Below are 22,236 nucleotides of genomic sequence, written 5' to 3' on the forward strand. Positions count from 1 at the left end.
AAGACAAAGACAAGACAAAGACAAGACAAAGACAAGACAAAGACAAGACAAAGACAAGACAAAGACAAGAATGTTTGAGAAGAGAGGATTGCTCAATGAAAGATGGGGTTTTTGAGGGGATATGATGTGGCTATGATAAAAAAGTGAGGTAAAAAGTTTGTATATAAAAATAAAGTTGTATCTTTGCACCTTGAAAAATGAACAATTGATTACTAAACTTGTAGAAAATGAGAAAGTTAAAAGAATACGATATTTCTTTTGCAGGCTTGAAACAGGGGAGATATCAATTTGTTTATGAGATTGACAAAGCGTTTTTGCAACTGTTTAATTTTGACGAGGTGAATGATATTCATCAGCAAGTAATCGTTGATTTAGACAAGAAGAGCAACTTGTTGGAACTGCATTTTCACAACAGGGGTACTGTGAATGTGAATTGTGATGTTTCTAATGAGCCTTTTGACTTGGCAGTAGAAGGAACACTTTTTTTGGTGGTGAAGTTTGGTGAAGAGTATAATGATGACGATGAAGAAATCTTGATACTTCCTCACGGAGAATACCAACTGAATGTGGCACAATATATATATGAACTTATTGTGTTGTCAATCCCTGCTAAGCGCGTACACCCTGATGTTTTGAATGGGACGATGCACTCGGTGGTATTAGATAAATTGGAAGCACTTGCTCCAAGAGAGCACCATAATACAGTGACTATAGACCCGCGTTGGGAAAGTTTAAAGAATTTAATAACAGATAAATAATATAAAGAATTAAGTAATGGCACATCCTAAGAGACGACAATCAAAAACAAGAAGAGATAAGAGAAGAACCCACGACGTAGCGGTAGTTCCTCAAATAGCAAAAGATCCAACAACTGGTGAAAACCATTTGTATCACCGCGCACACTGGCACGAAGGTAAATTGTACTATCGTGGACAGGTGCTTGTGGATAGTACAGAAGAAGCAAAATAGCTTTACTTCATTTGATTTTATAAGATTATAAAAAAAGAGAACAATATTAATATTGTTCTCTTTTTTTGCTTTGTGAGGGCGATTTGCAAATCGCCCCTACAATATAACTAAAGGAAATTGATTATCAAGATAGTCTACTCTGACAAAGGTCGTAGCAAGACAAGTGATTAAAATTTTAGCAAAATAATACTGATTGTAAAATGACTGTGCTGTGAATTAGCTTTTTTGGGTGTCTTCTTGAGCGTCTTCTTCTAAGAAACCTTTGGCTAATAGAAGGTTGTACCATTGGATTATTTTCTTAATATCGCTGGCATACACACGGTCGCGGTCGTAATTAGGGAGTACTTGAGAGAAATACTCTTCGAGAGTAGCTCCATCGGATTTTGGAGAGATACGCGCTTCTTTTCCTTCTTCAAAGTTCTTCATATTAGTAAAAACTTCGGTGAGAGGCACTTCTTTTTCGAGTGTATAAATTGCGATTTCAGACAATAGGCTCACGTTGTTGCGAATGCCTACCGATATACGCTTACCATCGGCTAATGAAGTGGCTAAGAAACCAGAGCGCGTTTGAGTTTCTAAGTGATATAAACCAGGTTTGCCAGAAATGGCTAATACTTTTGTTAGATTCATTGTATTTATTTAAGAGTTAAAAAGTTAAGAGTTAAAAGTTATGAGTGTTACTAATTATAACTGTAAGTTAGTGTACTATCTTTTGTTTTTGGCATCGAAGAATTTCATTCGGTAGTCTACCTTTACCTTTCCTTTACTGATATTAGTCAGCTTACTTTTGATGAGTTGGCGTTTAAAAGAAGAGAGTTTATCAGTGAACAGAATGCCTTCGATATGGTCGTATTCGTGCTGAATGATACGAGCCGCGAGTCCTCCAATGGTAAGTGCTTGCTTATTAAAGTCTTCATCAAAGTATTCAATGGTGATTTGCTTGTGCCTGCTAACGTCTTCTCGTACGCCAGGAATACTGAGGCACCCTTCGTTGAAGTTCCAAGTATCGCCTGTTTCCTCTATTATTTTGGCATTGATAAAAGTTTTTTTGAAGCCTTTTAAGAAAGTTTGCTCTTCTTCTGAAAGCTCATCGTCATCGGCGAAAGGAGAGGCATCTACTACGAACAAGCGTATAGAGAGACCTACCTGAGGAGCAGCGAGCCCCACGCCATAAGCGGCATTCATAGTGTCGTACATATTAGCAATCAGTGTTTTGAGTTGAGGATAATCGGGGGGGATTTCAGTTCCTACCTTTCTGAGCACTGGGTCGCCATAAGCAATAATAGGTAAAACCATTGTGTTTTAATTTGTTTATCGGGCGCAAAGGTAAGAATAATTTGGAAATTAGCAAATGAGGAAATGAGAGAATGAAAAAATGTGGAAAAGAGAAAAGTTTGTTGTATCTTTGCACCAGAAAGAAAAGCTACACAGTTATACCGTGTAGTGTTTTTCCTTTTTTAGGGGAGAATGGAGAGAAAAACTCTTAATAAAACGCCTTTTTATTTAACAGAATACAAAATGCACAACAAGAGAGTGTAAAAGACGCTATCTGTTGATTTGCAATATGTTTAATGTGTAAAAAGGTAATTTGTGTTGTGTAGCACTATGTTAAATAATGTTAAATATTTGTGTAGTGTATATTATATAAAATAAATATCTTACTTTTGCGTTTGAAGAGAGAGGTGTAACTATTATACAAAAAGATATATGAGACACCTTTATATATTATATAAAAATAAATCAAGCTTAGGAGAAACCTCCCCCTTGCCCCCCCTCACAGAGGGGGAATTGTAGCGGTGGTTACTATGCACGAGCAGTAGGAGGTTTACTTTTTGGCATTTGATTTACATATTTAGGATTTCAAGCAACAATATTAATAATTTCACTATTGCTATACTGCAATAGCATAAATACAAACATAACTTCCATATGAAAAAGTTATTACTATTACAATGTTTCTTTTGGGCGACCCTCTCAGTTGCCTTTGGGCAGAATTATATTCCTTTTGGTATTCGTTACCAAGGTACTGTAAAGGGGGATATGATTGTGGTGGGAAATACTATTCTTAGTCCACAGGGCAATCAAAACTATACAGGTACTCACGGTGATAATTCACGTATTGAGATGAAGTATATCAATGTAGTGCCTGAGTCGGGAGTGTTTAACTCGAGTTCGGCAACTGTGCTCGACCCTAATCCTGCATCTACCTGTAAAAAGGTAGTGAGAGCTTATTTGTATTGGGCAGCTGCTTATACCGAAGAGCGACTCAATAACCAAACGAATCCTCGCTTAGAAAGGAGTAAGTTTGCGAATGTAAAATTTAAAGTAGGTTCGGGAGCTTATAATGATTTGGTAGGGGAACGTGTGTATGACGGTTATGATATAGTGAGTTCTAATAATAATGATAATTCTAATGCACAACGTGCCTATGTATACCGTGCTGAGGTGACCAATTATCTCAATGGTATTATTGCTAATACCTATACCGTAGGGAATATACAAGCACCCAAAGGTAATGAAAAAACAGGGGTAGGTTATGCCGCTGGTTGGACGCTTGTAATAGTATATGAGGACTTGACTCGTGAAGCCCGTAATATAACTGTGTTTGATGGTTTTTCAGTAGTGAACAAATATAATAATCCTACTATTGACATTTCAGGGTTTAAAACGGTACCTACCGGACCTGTAAAAGCTAAGATAGGCTTTGCTGCTTTGGAAGGTGAGTTAGGAATTGAAGGAGACCAGCTCACAATGAAAAAAAGAAATGGTTCTTACGAAGCTCTTACAGCACCCGGTCGACCTGCTAATAACTTCTTTAATAGTACTCTTACAAATGAAAACGGTATTAATCCTCATCGTAGACCTGCCTCTACCAACTTATTAGGGTTTGATGCGGGTATTTTTGAGCTGGCTAATAGTGGTAAAACTTTTTTAGATAATAACGATACTTCCACTTCTTTTAGACCGTTTTCAAACCAAGATGCTTACTATCCTTTTATGTTTGCTTTTAACGTGGAAGTGATAGCACCCCATATTGTGATGGAGAAACGCGTGCTCAGCAGTGCAGGTGCCGATATTACAGGGCAAAATGTTCAAATGGGTCAGTCATTACGTTATAAAATACGTTTCCAAAATATAGGGAATGACGATGCAAAGGACGTAGAAATTACTGATATACTTCCCGTGAACTTACAAGATTTTGACGCTACAACTGCGAATATCTCTGTACCTTCAGGAGTAACCTATACCTATGTAGCTGCTTCTCGTAAACTTACGTTTAATATTCCTCAGAGCTTAGTGAAGAAAGGAAGTACCGTACAAGAGCTTTCTTTTGGTATAAAAGTAGTGAATGACTGCAACAAATGGCGTGATGCGTGTTCTAACGTAGTAGAGAATAGAGCCTCAGCAAGCTATAAAGGAGTGTCTAACTCTTCTACACCCTTAAAAGCAGGTAGCTTCAATACACAATTTACGGCTTGTAACGGTGGGGTAGAAGGACCGTCTAACTTTATTGTAAACCTTGATTTTACCAACTGTAAGTTTAAAGCTACTACGGTATTGTGTGAGCGTACAGTTACCTTGGAGGCAGGAGCTAACTTTGACTCTTACAAATGGGAAAAAGTAGGTGGAGGTACTATAGGAGGTAACTCACGCACCTTAGTAGTAAGTGAACCAGGAGTTTACAAAGTAACGAAGAGTAAAGCAGGTTGTGCTACAATGTACGAAGAGCACACTGTGAACCCTAATGCTTATGCTAATGCAGTACACCCTATTAAAGATTTGCTTTCGAAAGGGAAATTAAATGGTGAGGTGTACATCTGTGCAGATACAGGGGGTACTGAGTATCCACAAGTGTATTTGTGCGGAGGTAGTACTACAGTGCCTGTAAGTCTTAGAATTACGGGGGCTACTGCTTATCAGTGGCAAAAATTAGTTAGTTGTACCAATCTACCTCAAACTCTCAGTAAAGAGTGTCCACCTTCTAACGACAACTATAACTGTAACTGGACAGATATAGGGAATAGTGGAGACATTACTTTGCGAGATGAAGGAGTATACCGTTTGGTAGTTACTTATGGCAACTGTGTGTCGCCTTATTACTATTTCCGTATTACCAAAAACAATGTAGACCCACAATTAGTAGGTCGAGACCTTATTTGTAATAAAAACGGTAGTATTACTGTGAATGGGGTGCCAGCAGGATATGAATACGGATTGAAGAAAACAGGTTCTACTAGCTGGGTGAAAACCTATCAAAGCAGTAATGTATTTGATATAGCAACTCCAGACAACTATACTGTGTACGTACGCCAAGTACTTACTACTACCATTACTACACAACCTTGTATTTTTGAAAAATCAATACAAATAAACAAACGAACTCCTTCGATGACTGCCAGCGTTACACCTATGGCTTGTAGCACTAATAAAGGCGGTATACGCGTACAACTTAGTGGTAACCCTTATCCACCTTTTACTTATACTATTCGCAATAACAACGCTACAGGTGGAGTGGCTTATACTACGGTTACCAATACTACCGACTTAAATATTACTAACCATTTTACTGCTGGTAATTACTATATAGAGGTAACGAGCCCAGATGGTTGTAAATTTACTACTAGTGTGCGTATTGATAAAGTGCCAGACCTTAAAGCTACGGCTTCGGTATTGCGACACTTGAGTTGTGGTACTGCTATAGTGCGTGTAACTGCGACGGGCGGTAAAACTAACAGACCTAATGGCTATGGCTATAGTAACGATGGAGGAGCTTCCTACCAAAATAACTTCGCAAATAGTTATTACGACTTTACCTTTACTACTGCAGGGATGAAAAACTTTAAGGTGATAGATGATAATGGCTGTATTGCTGAAGCTTCGGCTACTGTGAATACTTTGCCTACACCTGCTATCACAGCCAGCTATACCGTACAAAACTGTGGAGATAAAGCAAAGATAACTATTAGCGAACCTACTAACGCTTCCAGTTATAACGTGTTGCAATACAGTATAGACGGAGTGAATTTCCAATCAGGGCGAGACTTCCCGAACTTACAAACGGGAAGAAGCTATACCCCTGTATTACGCTATGGTAACGGAGGAGCAGGTGCTTTATGTACAGTTACAGGTGCCACTATTACTATTCCTACTTTTGTGGGAGGTAACCTTATTGCCTCAGCAGGGGTAGAAGAATTGGTAGGTTGTGGCACAGGAGTTAATGCTGATAAAGCTCTCGTTCGTTTCTCGAACGTACAAGGTGGGCAAAAACCTTATGAATTTAACTTTGGTGATGGTAACTGGACTACCGATATGAAAAAATGGATGTTACCAGGCACCTATAATATGGCAGTACGCGATGCGATAGGTTGTACTCGTGAAAACATAAAGGTAACTGTAGCCCCAAGAATTCCAGAACCTACCTTTACTCCTTCGCAAATTACTTACGACTGCCAAGGACGCGGTTCTGTTACAATTACTAATAACAAAAATAATTACAAATATAAATATTACATAGACGGTCAGCCTGCAACCGATAATAACTTTAAGAATCTTGCACCAGGTATACATACTATTACTATTGAGTATGCTGATGCGAACCCTCCTACCAAAAATGTACTCTTTTTTGAGGACTTCGGTACAGGGCGCAATGGTGGTAATGAATATATTAACAAGAAATACTATCTTGAATTGCAAGATGGTTTAATGCCTAAGAATGCTTATGGACAAACTTGGGCTGATGGAACGAATCACGAAGGCACATACGTTGCTGATGGTGAATACGTAGTATCACAAAGGCTAAATCCTAATAATCCTGCTTGGATGCAACCTAATGACCACACAGGATTAGCTAATGGACGTATGCTCTTTATAAATATTGGTGATATCTTAGGACAAGCGGGGGCAATACTTTATCAGAGACCCATAGAGGATTTGATTCCAAATAAGGAGGTTAATTTCTCAATAGCTTTAATGAATATGTTGAGATATAATGACCCTCGTTATCCTGTGGGAGCTCCGGATATTGTGATAGAACTTTATACTGACCAAGCAGCTATAGATGCCCGAACACCTTTAGATAGCTATCGCATTACACCACCTATTAGAGGAGCTCGTAATGCAGATGATTGGACAGTGGCGCGAAGACCATTAAATCCAGGAAATCATACTAAACTTATAGCAGTTGTACGTTCTTATAGTTTGGTACTTAGCGGTAATGACTTGGTTGTAGACGATATCTACCTTTACCAAGAGCCAAAGGCTTGTGGCTTTACCTATACTACTACTGTAACGATTGCTAACGACAAGGCTTTCGGTTCTGACCCAGCCTCTCAAAAGATTGCACAACCTAACTGTAACAATGGTACAGGTAGTTATCAAATAGGCTTGAAAAATGCACCTACTACCTATTATGTACAAAAAGATGGAACAGGTAGTTTTGTGGCTACTACAGGTAATCCTTTTAAATGGGATAATATACCAGCTGGTACTCATACTGTAAAAATACGTGCAGAACAAAATAATGCTAATTGTGAGGTAAGCCATACCTTTACAATTAACAACCCTACGGCTCTTACTCTTGCTTATACAGGAGATACCGTATTGGGTTGTAACCCTGCTGTGGCTACTGCCAAAGTAACCGCCTCAGGAGGAACAGGAACTTATAAGTATACCTTGTATAAAGGAGCTACTGTAATTACTACCCAAGTAGCGCCACAGTTTAGTATTACCAGCGTGGGAGCTTATCGTATAGAAGTAGAAGATGCTAACGGTTGTAAAAAAGATGTAAGCTTTACTATTACATCTGCCAGCGCTATTACCCTTACAGGCACTACCAATCCTGCTAATAATAATTACTGTACAACAGGAGGTACACCTGCCAAAGTGGAAGTACAAGTGAATGTAGCAGGGGGAGGTAACAATGCTCCTTATACTTTCCAACTCGATGGGGCAACCAAGGCAACCCAAAATACTAATACTTATATCTTTAATAACCTGAGCGTAGGTACTCATACTTTTACTGTAATTGACAGATATGGTTGTAAGGCTACATATAGTGTAGAAATTAAAAACCCTATTACTATTACTACTCCTGCTGCTTCAATGGTGACTAAAGGTATTTCTTGTCATCCAGGGGCAGCTGCCAATGCCAAAGTAGAGATAAAAGTAAAAGATGGTTATGCACCTTATACCTTTGTAGTGAAAAAAGCAGGAAATATTGTACAAAATACTACCTCAATGGCAGGTAATACAGCTACCTATGAAACCGCTACTCCAGGCACTTATACTATTGAAATAAGTGATGCCAAAGGATGCAAGGTGAGTGCTAATGTCACCATAGCTGCCAAAACAAATCCTACGCTCAATGCAGTAGCTACTGCTATAAGCTGTTATGGTACTAATAATGGTACTATTTCGGTAACTGTAACAGGAGGAAAGCCTCCTTACACTATTTTCTTAGATGGTGTAAACAAAGGTATGGGGGCTCAAAAAGTATTTAATAACCTTCCTGCTAAAGCTAACTACATAGTAAAAGTAGTAGATGCTAATAATTGTGAGGCTACTCAAACCGTAGCCGTTACACAACCTGCTGAAGCTTTGAAAGGTTTTGCAGGAGTTTCTGAACTCATAGGTTGTGAAACCACAGGAGCTAATAAAGACAAAGCTCAAGTGCGTATCACCAACGTAACAGGTGGTACACCCCCTTACCAATACAAATTTGATGGTAATTATCAAGGTACACCAATAGGCTATTTACCTGCAGGTACACACACTGTATATGTAAAAGATGCTAAGGGTTGTGAATTAGCCTTACAAGTTACTGTACCTCCAAGAATACCAGCTCCTACGGGAACTACTTACACTATCACAAGTTATGACTGTAATGGTAATGCTACCGTAGTATTTACAGGTACACCTACTACCTATAATTACGAATATATAATAAATGGTAGAACTCTTACAGGAGCTACAGCTACCTTTACAGGTTTGGCACCAGGTACTTATACGGTAACCATTAAATATAAAGATGCAAATCCACCAGCCTCAAGTATTTTATTAAAAGAAGATTTTGGATTTGGAGGAGACACTTGTATTTCTAATGTTTCGCCTAATTTACAATGTTGGCCTAATGCTACCACAGCAGGAGGTCCTGGTAAATATGTAGTAGGAAATAGAAATTCAGGTTTTCTAACATTTGGAAATACAAGTCCAAGCGGACCTATTTGGACAATACCGAACCCACGTTCGGGGGTAACGAATGATCGTTTCTTTATTGTAGATGTTGGAAATGTAAAAGCTCAAGACGTTTTATATTATAAAGATGTAAATGATATTGATACTACTAAAAAGGTTAAATTCGAGATGTATCTTTACAATCTATTTATGCCTGGTCGTGGAGCAACTGCACCAAATGTTGAGATACGTATTGTTTCAAAAGCTACAAATGCAACCTTAGCAAGTCAGCAATCAGGTCCATTGGCAGACCACACAAACCCTAATAACTGGATACGTTTTGCGGGTGAGTTAAATGTAACAGAATCCTCTATACGCATAGAAATACGTACCAATGCGTGGGCTAATTGGGGTTGCGACTTCTTAGTAGATGATATTTATGTATATCAAGAACCTAAGGCTTGTCCTATGGAAATTACCAAACAAGTAATTGTACCACAAGGCAAAGAATTTAGAGCCAGTGTAGTAAGCCAAACCAATGTAGCTTGTCAAGGAGGCAATACTGGTAAAGCTACCTTTAAGTTAGAAAACTTGAATGGAGGTACTTACCACGTGCGATTGAATGGAAGCACTCACGGTTCTGGTGCAGGTTGGACAACTGATACTAATGCGACTACCTTTGAGATAACCGGCTTGACCGCACGCACACACCTTGTAGAATTTTTCCATAATGGTAATTGTAAAGCTACTCAAACAGTAACTATTACAGAGCCTGATAAACTCACTCTTACGGCTACTATCACACAGCCTGCTATGTGTTCTAATAATAGTAAGGCACGTGTAACACTTACAGCAAATGGTGGAGTAGCTCCTTACACTTATGAGTATCTCATAGGCGGTACAGTGAAGGCGGGTCCTCAAAGTAGTAATGTGTTTAATAGTGTAGAGACAGGAGCAGCTACTTTCAGAGTAACTGATAAAAACGGGTGTGTTACTAATTTAGGAAGCAACTTGAATATACCTACCCCACAAACCGTAAGCTTTACCCTTTCGGCTACTGATTGCTACGAAGGAGGTAATACAGGTGAGGTAACCGTGAAAATAAATGGAGGTAATGGTGGTTATAAAGTAAAATTGAACAATGGTACTCCTGTAACTTTAGCAACGGGAGTTACTGCTCACACTTTTACAGGACTTACTCAAGGAAGCTATAACGTAACAGTTACTGACCAATACGGTTGTAGTGCTACTAAAAATATTATTATTCGTCCTACCTTGAATACTAGCGTGAAGGTAACTAATGAAAGTTGTGTGCCAGGTAAGATAGAAGTAACTGCAACAGGAGGAGATGGTAATTATACCTATGCTTTTGCACGAGGTTCAGTAACTACTGTTACAGCAGGAACTTTTGGAACTACCAATACTTACAATGTACCTACTATTACAGGTTCAGTACAGACTTATACCGTGTTTGTGAAGTCTGATCGTTGTGTGAAACGTCACGAAGTAGGGGTACGCAAAGCTCCAGCTATTACCTTCGATACCGAAACAATCACACCTACTTGTCAGGGTTCAGGTAACGGTAAGATAGTAGTGAAGCATATTACCGGTGATGCTAACTTTACCATACGTTACGGTAATGCAGGTACTCCAGTAATTGCTACTTTCACAGGTATTGCAACTAATACTTATACAATTGACAACTTGGTAGCAGGAGCTTACTCTATTACTGTAACCGACCGTTATGGTTGTAGTGCAAGCAAAAATGTTACCTTACAAGATATGCCGGCGCTTACTGCTAGTATCAGCCTAGCAAGCACGGCTACTTGTACAACAGGAAGTAATAAAGCCTTGCCACTTACCATCACCATACCACCAAACGTATGGAATGCTTATACTGCAGGTGGTAACAAAATATATTTCAGCTATGATAATGGTGCTAATTGGCACCCAATGACAACAAATCCGTTTGACTTAGCACCTATTACAGGTGTTACTGAACCAGGTAAGATATTTAACTTGCGTTTGGCTAATCGTCCAGCATTAGGTGGAGCCAATATTTGTAGTACGAATGCTACGGCTCACGTAGTACCAAGTCCATTAGGAGGAGTGAGTGTAACTACTGATATCGGTGACTTCCATTTAGGTTGTACTGCTGCAAGTAAGACTTACTTTACTGCTACAGTGACTATTGCTAATGGAACTGGTAAAGCTCCGTTTAAGTTCAGAGTAAATGAGGGAGCTTGGGAAACCCCAACTCCTCCAAACTCACGTACACACGTGTTTACTAACTTAATAGTGGGTAGAACTTATAAGTTTGAAGTAGAAGATGCTAATGGCTGTATTGCTGCCTTTACTGGTGATATCTACGGTAGTGTAGCTACTCCTGCAATGACGATTACTGTATTACCCAAACCAGCTTGTAATGGTGGTCAGGGTCAAGTAACATTCAGGATTCATCGAGAGCCACAATATACTATGGGTTCTCCTGCAGGTACATCACTTACTTGGGTATTATATAAAAGAACACCAGGTGCAGGTTTAGGTACACCAATTGTGAATGGTACTGCTGTAATGCCAGCACCAGGTAATGATGCTACAAATATTACCCCAGCAGGTCCTTATAACTTAGCACCTAACGAAACTTACTATGTAGTAGTAACCGAAGGTAGTTGTAAGTGGGGTAGTCGTGATGCTCATATTAAAGAGTTAGGCACTCTTACTGCTACCGTATCAGCAAGTACACAAATTACTTGTGATAAGAACGGTATCTTAGAAGTGTTGAACCCATCAGGAGGTGGAGGTACTTATACATATAAAGTGACTCCTGTAACACCAGGGGTTACCTTTGGAGTACCAATACAAACTGGTAACTCACGTGTTCAAATTATAAGAGATAATATTACAGCACCTGCATTGCCTGTTAATCCAGCTACACCATATTCATTCACTGTGAATTTGACAATGGAAGACCAATATGGTTGTAGTGCAAATCTTGGTAACTATACCTTTACAGTGCCACCAGCACCTAAGATTAACAAAGTTAGCTTAATGGGTTGTGTGAATGGTTCTATCAGTTTGACTATTGAACCACAAGCAAAAGCACCAGCGGGCTCTGGTACTTCGGCTACAGGGGCAGAACTCAACGGTTATGAATACTCAATAGATGGTGGTTTGGATTACCAAACAAGTCCTACTTTTGGCAACTTGGTAGCAGGTGCTTACGACTTGCAAATCCGCGATAAGGCGACAGGCTGTATTGCGACACTTACCTATACCGTTACTGCTAACTTACAGGCTACTGCTGAGCTTACTAAAGCCTTAGGTTGTGGTATAGGAGCTAATGCCGAAATCACAATTAGAGTAGATAATGGTTCTGGTAATTATAGCTATAAAATAGATGGACCAAGTGGTTATACAAATAATGGCAATATACCACAAGTGAGTGGTAAATATGAAATTACAGTAAACAATATTACCAATAAAGGTTCTTATACAGTAACTGTAACCGATAACAAAGCCGTTGCGGGTTGCAATACCTTTACAAAAACTATTGAGGTATTAGAAGCTGAAAAACCAGTAATAGAAACCTCAGTGAAGTCAGTAACTTGTCACGGTGGTAATGACGGTGAAATTTATGTTACTGAAAAGAATGGTACTATTGGAGCCTTTAATTATAATACACCACCAGCAGGTATTGTTGGTCCTGCAGGTTCAAGCCCTATATGGACAGCTGCTACAAGAACTTATAGCAACTTGAAAGCTGGTGTATACACTATCACAGTAACAGCTAATAACTGTGCATCAGTATATACAGTAACAGTTCCTGAGCCAACTGCAGTAACTATCAGCACCACACAGATAGTAACACGACAGTTTGCTTGTACCGCTAATGGTGTGGCACAACAGGCTACTATAAGCGTACCTAATGGAGCTATTACAGGAGGTACAAGACCTTATACCATACAGTTTGCTTATGGCACTACTACTAGCACAGGTAATAACTTTACAGTGGGTAATATAGCAGGTGGAAATGTTACTATTACTGCTATTGATGCCAATGGCTGTAGCACACAGACAGTAGTGACTATTAATCCGTTTGAAGGCTTAGACCCATCACAAGCTACTGTTACAGTGCAAACACCTGGTACTTGTACCGCAGGTGAGCAAGTACTTGTAAGTATAGTAGCAGCACCAGGTGCTCCTCCTATCAATCAAGCGAAATTGCGTTACTATCACGGCGATACACAGCCTACGGTAGCACCAAGTGCTGGGGCTCCTTGGCAAACTTCAGGAGTATTTACTGTAACACCTAACCAAACTCATACGTTCTGGATAGGTCACGTAGATACAGGTTGTGTGGTGAAAGTGTTGTACGTATCACCAGATCCTAACAACTTCCGTATTGTGAACCCACAAGTGAAGAACGTTACTTGTAAAGGTAATAACGATGGTACTGCTACTTTCACATTGAGTAATACAGTAAGTGCACATAACTATACTGTGAACTTGGTAGCCTCTGGTGGGGTAACGCCACCTACAGTACCAACTGTATCAGGAGCTAATCCTACCTTTAATATAGCAGGCTTGAGACCGGCTACCTATACAATGACTGTGAAAGATACTAATACAGGTTGTGTACAAACATATACCTTTAATATATCAGAGGCTGATGTAGCTCTTACAGCAAGTATTAGTGTTCAGTCTATCACTTGTTCGAGTGCACCAAATTATAATGATGGTGAAATAGCGGTTACCAATGCCACAGGTGGTTGGGGAGGCTATCAGTACTATGTAAGTACTACACCACCAACCCCAGCAAGTGCTGTTTGGTCAGATACTAATGTATTTAGAGGCTTAACAGCGGGTATTTATCACGTAGCTATACGCGATAGAGGAGGTTGTATGGTAACGCTTAGCTCGACAGTGGTACTTGCTAATCCTAATAACATTACAGGTACTCTATCTATTACAGCACAAAACTGTACTCCTAACTCAGGAGAGATAACCGTACAGAATGTAACAGGTGGTGAAGGACGCAATTATACTTTCCAACTCATTAGAAATGGAGTGTTACAGGGAGCTGCCCAAACAAGTACTGTATTTACAGGTTTAGGAGCAGGCACTTACCAAGTAGCTATCAGTGATACTTGGGGTTGTACCGCTACCCTTACTCAATCTGTGACCTTGTATGACCCAATTGATAGTGCAATAGGAGTAGTGATTACTAAACAGATAACTTGTATTCCTGCTACGGGGGCTACTTTATCGGTAACTCACCAAGGAGGTTCAAACAGTTTACGTTATACTTTAACTAATAATGCAGGAGGTACTCCGCAAGTGAACAATACAGGGGTATTCACTAATGTGCCAGCAGGTGTTTATAAAGTGTCTATCGCCGACCTTATAACAGGTTGTGCTACTGTAACAGGTGCTGACGTAGAAATCACAGATGCTGCTACAGTAACTTTCACTTACACTACTACGGCAGTAAGTTGTCACGGTGATAGTAATGGACGTTTTGTGATTACCATACCTGGTACACAAACTCAAACTGATTACCAAATCAAGATTGTAGGTACAGGCTTAACACGCACTGAAACCGTGAACGTAACACCTAAGGAAATAGCCTTTGAAGGTATGCCAGCAGGTACTTATACTGTAACTCTTACCTCATCACGCAATTGTACTGCAACTGAGGTAATCACTATAGGAGAACCTGATAAGTTGATAGTGAGCAACACTACGGTAACTACACACTTCAAATGTGACGCCAATAATAATGCACAACAAGCTATCGTTCAAGCAACAGGTCACGGTGGAACAGGTGCTTATACTTTCAACTTTGAAGTGTTTGACGGTACTTCTACCGCTACTTCAGGTTGGGTGAACCATACAGGAGTATACAGTATAACCAGCAATGGTACTCACACTCAAACAGTAATAGTGTACATACGCGATGCTAATGGTTGTCAAGCAGATAATAAAGCGAATCCATTGCTAATACCACCATTAAAACGCATTACTAGTATTGATGTGAACCGTACAAGCCAAATAAGCTGTAACGCTACCGAAAGTATTACCTTAACTATCAATGGAGGTAATAATAAAGGATATCGTATAGAAGTAACTTCTACAGGAGCTGGAGTGGCTATTCCAAGTACACAAACACTTACCGCAGGAGTAAACACAGCTAATATAGGCTTTAATACACCTGGTTACTATGAAATGAAAGTAATAGATCTTGAAACAGGTTGTTATGCTACTGCATCGCATACGGTTATAGATTTCAGCGGTATAGAAGTAACTGCTGCACAAACTAAACCAGTATCGTGCGTAGGAGGCAATGATGGTGAGATTACCCTTACTGTAAAAGGTTATCAAGGTATTTACAACTATCAAGTGCTTGATGCGGCTACTCTAGCGCCTGTTGGAACTGTTCATACAGTACCTGCAAATGCAGCTACTGAAAGAAAAGAAGTGATTGCAGGTTTATCGGCAGGAACATATGTGATAAGAGTAGTGGAAACACAATCACCATATTGTACGGTAACCACTACTTCAGTAATGGTATCAGGACCTACACGAGCTTTAACAGTGAGTCCTACCATTACAAATCGCATCACTTGTAAACCAGGTGATAACAGAGGAGCTTTTAGTATAGATGTAACAGGAGGTTGGGGTGATTATCAATACCGCTTGTTAGTGGGAGGAGTTCCTCACGCTACTTATGGTACCTATACCACCACTACCTTATTTGAAGGATTGACTGCCAATACCTATACGGTAGAAGTAACTGACCGCGGAGGTTGTTCAACTACTACTAATGTAGTAATGGCACCACCAGCACCTATTTCGGCAACTATATCAGCAACTACTGTTTTGAATTGCTTCAACGATAGAACAGGGGTAATAACAGTGGTGAGCCCAACAGGAGGAAGTGGTAATTACGCTTACGAATTGTGGAATGTGGGAGGTGCACAAATAGGAGGTGCACAAACTAGCACTACTTTCACTAACCTATATGCAGGTTCGTATAACGTGAAGATTATAGATGGTTGGGGTTGTGATGTTACTATTCCAGTAACCATTGATGAACCTCGTGAAATGAAGGTAACTGCCTCAATTGCTAAACCGCTTACTTGCTTGCAACAAGCTACTATTTCAATTACTGTAACAGGTGGTACTCCAGGTTATACTTACTATATGGTAGCCAACGGTACAACTACTACAACACTTACAGGAAATAGCACTCAAGCAGGAGTAGGAGAGTATGAGTTCTATGTGATAGATAGCCACGGTTGTCAATCGAAGTTGTCTAACAAGATAACGATAGAAGCATTACAACCATTGCAATTACACGTAGATACTTCTGAGGCATATGTAAAATGTAATGGAGATAGTACAGCTAAGATTACTTTCTCAGCCACTGGTGCTTTGGGTAACTACCAATACAAATTGTATAAAGGAGGTGTAGCACAAACTGCTACTGCTACTCAAGAAAATGCTACTGATTGGGCATTTGGAGGTTTGACTTCTGGTACTTACCAAGTGGAAGTAATTAGTGTAGACTGTGTACAAACCAGTACAGTTATAAATATTGGAGAGGCAGGACCACTTTCAGTAGCTACTGCAAGTACTGATATTAGCTGTAATGGGGAATCTGATGGAACTATTTCAGTAACTGTAACAGGAGGTACAGGAAGAATTCTCTACGCTATCAGTCCACGATTAGACCGATTTGTAGATAGTGGTTACTTCACTAAATTAGCAAGAGGTAACTATATTGTAAGAGCTCAAGATGAAAATGGTTGCTATACTGATACTACCTTTGAAATCAAAGAACCTACTTTATTAGAGGCTTCAATAGACAAGATAACTGATGAGGTATGTAAAGGTGGTAATGATGGTACAGTATCTATCACTATCAAAGGAGGAACTGCTTCTTACAGTACTTCAATAGATAATGTAACTTGGACAGTAGGCAAGACCCTCTATACGGGATTAGCTTCTGGTACTTATACTATCTACGTGAAAGACGCTCGAAGCTGTACTACCGAAGTATCGGTAACAATCAAGGAAGGAGTAGACTTACAAGCTACTGCTACCGTAGAGTACAGTTGTGGTAATAATACCGTAGTGAATACTATTGTAGCTTCTTCTAATCCAAAATATGCAGGATATGTATCATATAGCATAGATGGAGGAGCACCACAAGCTTCAGGACGCTTTATAGTAACACCAGGTACTCACACTGTTACCATAGCACATAATAACGGTTGTACACGTACTATAACGGTAGATGTAGAAGCTTATACAAATCTTACAGTATCGTCTACTAAGACTGATATGAGTTGTTATGGTGTGAATGATGGTACGATTACTTATGCAACCACAGGTGGTACAGGAAGCTATACATTTACTATCTCACCAGAGGCAGGAACTTTTGATGGAACTAATAAGTTCACTAACTTGCCAAAAGGACAGTATATTGTGAAGGTGAAAGACAATGTGATAGGCTGTGAAGTAGAACGCACCTTTACCATTGTAGAACCTGAACAGTTGATAGCTCACGCAAGCACCGTAACAGAAACTTGCTACGGCACTAATGATGGAGCTCTCAGCTTCCGATTCACAGGTGGACGTGCACCATACAACTATACGTTGAAAGACCCATCAGGTAATGTGATAGGAACTTCAAGCAGTGTAGCAACAGGTACAGTAGTATCTAGAACAGGAATAGCACCAGGTAGATACCAATTAGAATATGGTGACTCTGGTATCTGTTCACAAACCTTAGAAATAACAGTAGCCGCTGCACCAAGCATTAATGCTACTTTTGAAAAAGGCTTTAACTGTTCTACAGTATCTACTACTTGGACGACAGGCTACTTGATGCTAACGTTCAACAATTTGGACGGTGCACTCACACGAAGCAATACAAGCTATGCTATCAATAGTACTGATGCGCGTGATGCGAGACCATTTGAATCGTTTGACGGTAATAGAGCTAAGACAGCACCTATTGAACCAGGAACGAACCAATATATAACTGTATTCTATCGCGGAGCAGGTGTAGCATCTACTTGTCAGGAAACTATTGCACAACGTTTTGATATAGAACGTTATCCAGGATTAGAATTGAAAGACAAGAGCGACCCACGTGAATTGAACCTTATAAAAGTAGAAGCAAGAGGAGGTAATCCTCCATACACTTACTACTTTAACGGAAGTTACGAAAATGGAAGCAATGAGTATACTCTTAAACCTACTGACCCAACCAGCCGTATAGTAAACGGAAGAGTATACAAAGTGGTAACCGCTACTGTACAAGATGCAAATGGTTGTGAAGCTGACTTGCGCATCGAGAAAGAGTTTATGAAGTCAGTACCACCTAACTTCTTTACACCGAATGATGATGGTAGCAACGATGGTTGGGATCCTGATAGATTTCGCAGTTATCCAAACTTGACTGTAGATATCTACGACCGCTACGGACGTTATATCACAACGTTGCGTTCAGGACAAAAATGGGACGGACGTTATGACGGTAAAGAATTACCAGCGGGTGACTACTGGTACATCTTGAAGACTCACGAAGACGGTGAAGATGCACGAGAATATATGGGTCACTTCACATTGTATAGATAGTAAGTAATATCTATAATAAATAAAACCCCTGCGAAGGAAACTTCGCAGGGGTTTTTTATTAAAAGTAATAAATAGTTTAGATTCGTTCAGCAATCCAGCGAGATATGAACGCAGGTTTAGGAGCACCTATTTTTTGTGCATACAGATAAGTTTCTACCAAGTTATGGGCATCGTCGATGTATTTACCTTTGCTTTTAAATCCTTGCATTTCGTTTCCCATAAAAGTTTCGGATAAGAAATTAATATCATATTCTTTAATGACAAACTCGCGATGGTTGCGCTCTGTCATCATATCGAGTGCCCACTGAGTGTATTTTACATTATTTACGTGTGAATTGACATCTAAATCGCTTACACGCACTTTAAAATCGTTGACCTGGTACATACCTTCGGGGAGATTGATACGGTCGGTATGGAAAGAGAGTCCGCCTTCGGTACGAGGAGAGAAGATTTCTTGGCGGTCAGTAAGCTCAATGGGGCGACGTGTTTGAATATCTAAGGTAATCCAACTACTAGCACATTCACCTATTTTTTTGTCGTTGCAAAAAAGTTCGAATTCGCGAAAAGCATACACTCCTTTTACAGGGAGAGACCACGTTTTGACGGTGATACGTTCATTCCATTGAGGCCAATAGTGCATTTTTAGTTTTTGCTGTATGAGTGCCCAAAAGAATCCTTTTTTTACTAACTCTTCATAACCGAACCCTAAAAGTGAAGCGTGTTCGGCAGCGATATCTTGCAACATACCTAATACGCCATATAACCCGAGCTGATTGTTAAGGTTTACTTGTGTGCTACGCACTTTATAAGTTTCGGTGAAAATTGTTTTATCTTCCATAATATACTTTTTAATGATAATTTATTTTTGAATAAGCAAAGATATAAAACTATTTTCTATTTACTTACTTTTTATGGGACAGAATAGAGCAAACGCACAAATTTTTCTTTAAAAAAGAAGTGTACTTGACGGTACAGAAATTGAAATAAAATAAGTGTGTGAGCCATATGAGCGGGGGAAAATGAGAGAATTAGGAAATGAGAAAATGAGAAAATGAGAAAATTTGGAAATTAGCAAATGAGTAGTGATAAAAATCGTTTTTTGACAGGTAAGACTTGTCGGACAAATCGTACAGGTTAGAGAGGGCGAAAGGAAACGGAGAAGTTCGGAAGAGGGAAGGGAGGTTTTTTGGTGAAAAAAGGGTGTAAGGAGGGTGGGGTTAGCTTATAGAGAGCTTATAGGAAGCTTATACGAATCTTGGACGATTGGTATAGGAAGGGTGTATAATTAGTTGACTCATAGTATAATACAGCGATACAAAAAATGTTAAAAACAGGGTTTCGAGGCGAAAGAAAAGGGAATAGGTGATAGGCCTTAGGCCATAGGCACTAGGAGATAACATCCCCCTTTACACATACCCAACTGTCGCTGGCTACCTTCAAAGGGGGAATGTAGGGACGGAAAAGCGGAGGAAACCTCCCCCCTTACACCTACTCCGTTCTTGCAAGGCACATACTCAGCTGTGTCTGGCTACCTTCAAAGGGGAATATAATGACGGAAAAGTGAGAGGTACACTGGCAGAAGGTTCGTAGGAGTTTTAGGAGAAGGTCAGAGAAGCTAGATTGTCGTAGTGCGACAGGCAATTTGAAAATAATATTATATATTGAGGTAAGAAAAGTGTAGCTTACGCTATAAAAAAAACTACAAATCTTTACAAATCAAAGAGAAAGGCAACAAGTTGCCTGAAAGCCTCGCACAGATTACACGGATTGCACGGATAGCCCAATTGACAATTGATAATTGACAAATGTGATGGGCACGGACTGGCAACTGCGTTGCTGGATTTCACAAATTACAATGTAAATACAACTGTATATCAGTATTATATATATCGAACTGACATTTACTAATAGATGGTTACTGATGCAATTCTACTGGGGGACGATAATTAATGCCTTTGTGTAGCAAATATTGCAATTGGAGGTCTAACTTTTGGGTGAATTGTTGCCAATCACGCTTAGGCATCTCTGTCCACCCTGCTTCGGATAAGGCTAAAGCACGAGGATAGGTCATATAAAAAGCGCGGAATACATCTTTCACACTTTCGCCCCACAAAGTAGCTTCAACTCCTAAAATATATTGCTTTTCTTCTTCGGCTGTGAGCGAAAAGGCGGGATTAAATTCATATACGCGTTGTAGGGTGAGGGTAGGCATCCAATCTACATTAGGCAAATCGTTTTTGGCTTGTGGATAATCGAAGTAGGCGTATTCACCGGGGGAACAAATCAGTTTGAAATTATCTTTTTTAGCGCGCTCCAATACTTGCGGAGTAGTACGCATTCGCCATAGATACATCACACTATTTTTGGGATAGGAGGGGACTTCTAACTCTAACCAAATAAGAGGACGCTTGTGGTTTTTCTCTAATGATCGATTTACCCTTTTGAAAAACTCACTCATCAGTTGTTGGTTATTGGCAGTGTGAAGACTCTGTTTGAGTTTGAGGGTAGGGGAGTGTTCAAGCCACTTGTCCATAGGTGCTTCATCACCCCCAATATGAAAATAAGGGCAGGGGAAAATAGCTGATAATTCGGTAATGACATCATCGATGAAAGTAAAGACTTCTTCTTTGCCTACACACAATAAATTCTTAGAAACACCCGCGGTAGTGCGTACCCCAATGAGGGTATCGTTGCAACTGAGGAAAGGATAAGCAGCTATGGCAGCATCGCTATGACCTGGTACATCGAACTCAGGCACTAACTGTACGTTGCGCTGAAGAGCATATAGTACGAGATCTTTTATCTGCTCTTGGGTATAAAAGCCTTCGTTATTGCGTTTAGAACCTTCGAAATCGGAACGTTTGCTCCCTATTTCGGTGAGTTTAGGATATTTCTTGATTTCTATACGCCACCCTTGGTCGTCGGTGAGGTGCAAATGTAAGTAATTGAACTTGTAATGAGCCATTACATCAATGTATTTTTTAATATCGTCTATCTTCCAGTAATGCCGAGCGGGGTCAATCATTAAGGCACGATAAGCAAAACGAGGCGCATCGGTAATGGTAAGACAAGGCAAAGATTTTTTGTGTGTTACCTCTGCCCCAAAAACAAGTTGGTTGAAGGTTTGTTCGGCATAGAACTTTCCTGCTTCGGTAGCAAACTTGATGATAATTTGGTTAGATTTGATGATAAGCTGATAGCCTTCGGGATTATTAATAAACTTATCCTGTATATAGCTAATTTTGGTACTTATCGGACAAGTACCCTTATGATAAGTTATCTCATTAGGCTGTGGTACCACATTGATTTGTGCGGAAAGTGGTAAGGCTAAAAATAGTAAGATGTAAAATAGTTTAGACATAATATAAGAAAATAAATGATTATAAAAGTATAAAAGCCTCCCTCTCTCCCCTTAAAGAGGGGGAACTGTAGCGATGCAAAAGA

Annotated in this window: 7 protein-coding genes; 3 read left to right on the plus strand and 4 right to left on the minus strand. The window is 39.7% G+C overall.

All coding sequences use genetic code 11. The annotated features are described in order from the left end of the window. The first annotated feature begins 227 nt into the window (after nucleotides 1–227). Entirely contained in the window at nucleotides 228–758 is a 531-nt protein-coding gene (locus tag HMPREF1528_RS06760; protein ID WP_016479157.1) for a YceD family protein, read from the plus strand. A gap of 16 nt (nucleotides 759–774) precedes the next feature. Further along, a complete protein-coding gene (gene rpmF / locus HMPREF1528_RS06765) occupies nucleotides 775–969 on the plus strand; it encodes a 50S ribosomal protein L32 (protein ID WP_002673108.1) in 195 nt (64 codons plus the stop codon). Nucleotides 970–1,185: 216 nt separating this feature from the next. Here rpmF and HMPREF1528_RS06770 read toward each other — a convergent pair whose 3' ends face one another. Together HMPREF1528_RS06770 and def are read right to left on the minus strand one after the other, a co-directional pair. Next, nucleotides 1,186–1,599 (minus strand): DUF5606 domain-containing protein, encoded by a 414-nt coding sequence (locus tag HMPREF1528_RS06770; RefSeq protein WP_009421271.1) that lies wholly within the window; start codon nucleotides 1,597–1,599, stop codon nucleotides 1,186–1,188. 75 nt (nucleotides 1,600–1,674) lie between these two features. Next, nucleotides 1,675–2,265 (minus strand): peptide deformylase, encoded by a 591-nt coding sequence (def, locus tag HMPREF1528_RS06775; RefSeq protein WP_016479158.1) that lies wholly within the window; start codon nucleotides 2,263–2,265, stop codon nucleotides 1,675–1,677. 633 nt (nucleotides 2,266–2,898) lie between these two features. On the opposite strand from def, the gene HMPREF1528_RS06780 reads away from it, so the two are divergent. Further along, nucleotides 2,899–18,792 carry a T9SS type B sorting domain-containing protein gene (locus tag HMPREF1528_RS06780; protein ID WP_016479159.1) on the plus strand — a complete coding sequence of 5,298 codons (15,894 nt, stop codon included), beginning with the start codon at nucleotides 2,899–2,901 and terminating at the stop codon, nucleotides 18,790–18,792. Between the two features lie 76 nt (nucleotides 18,793–18,868). On the opposite strand, the gene HMPREF1528_RS06785 is transcribed toward HMPREF1528_RS06780, so the two are convergent. Together HMPREF1528_RS06785 and HMPREF1528_RS06790 are read right to left on the minus strand one after the other, a co-directional pair. Continuing rightward, complete coding sequence (locus HMPREF1528_RS06785) at nucleotides 18,869–19,630, minus strand: acyl-[acyl-carrier-protein] thioesterase (protein WP_016479160.1); 762 nt, start codon at nucleotides 19,628–19,630, stop codon at nucleotides 18,869–18,871. Nucleotides 19,631–20,707: 1,077 nt separating this feature from the next. Next, entirely contained in the window at nucleotides 20,708–22,153 is a 1,446-nt protein-coding gene (locus HMPREF1528_RS06790) for a beta-N-acetylhexosaminidase (protein WP_016479161.1), read from the minus strand. Nucleotides 22,154–22,236 lie beyond the last annotated feature (83 nt).

Source organism: Capnocytophaga sp. oral taxon 336 str. F0502 (assembly GCF_000411575.1).
In the GTDB taxonomy this organism is placed as follows: domain Bacteria; phylum Bacteroidota; class Bacteroidia; order Flavobacteriales; family Flavobacteriaceae; genus Capnocytophaga; species Capnocytophaga ochracea.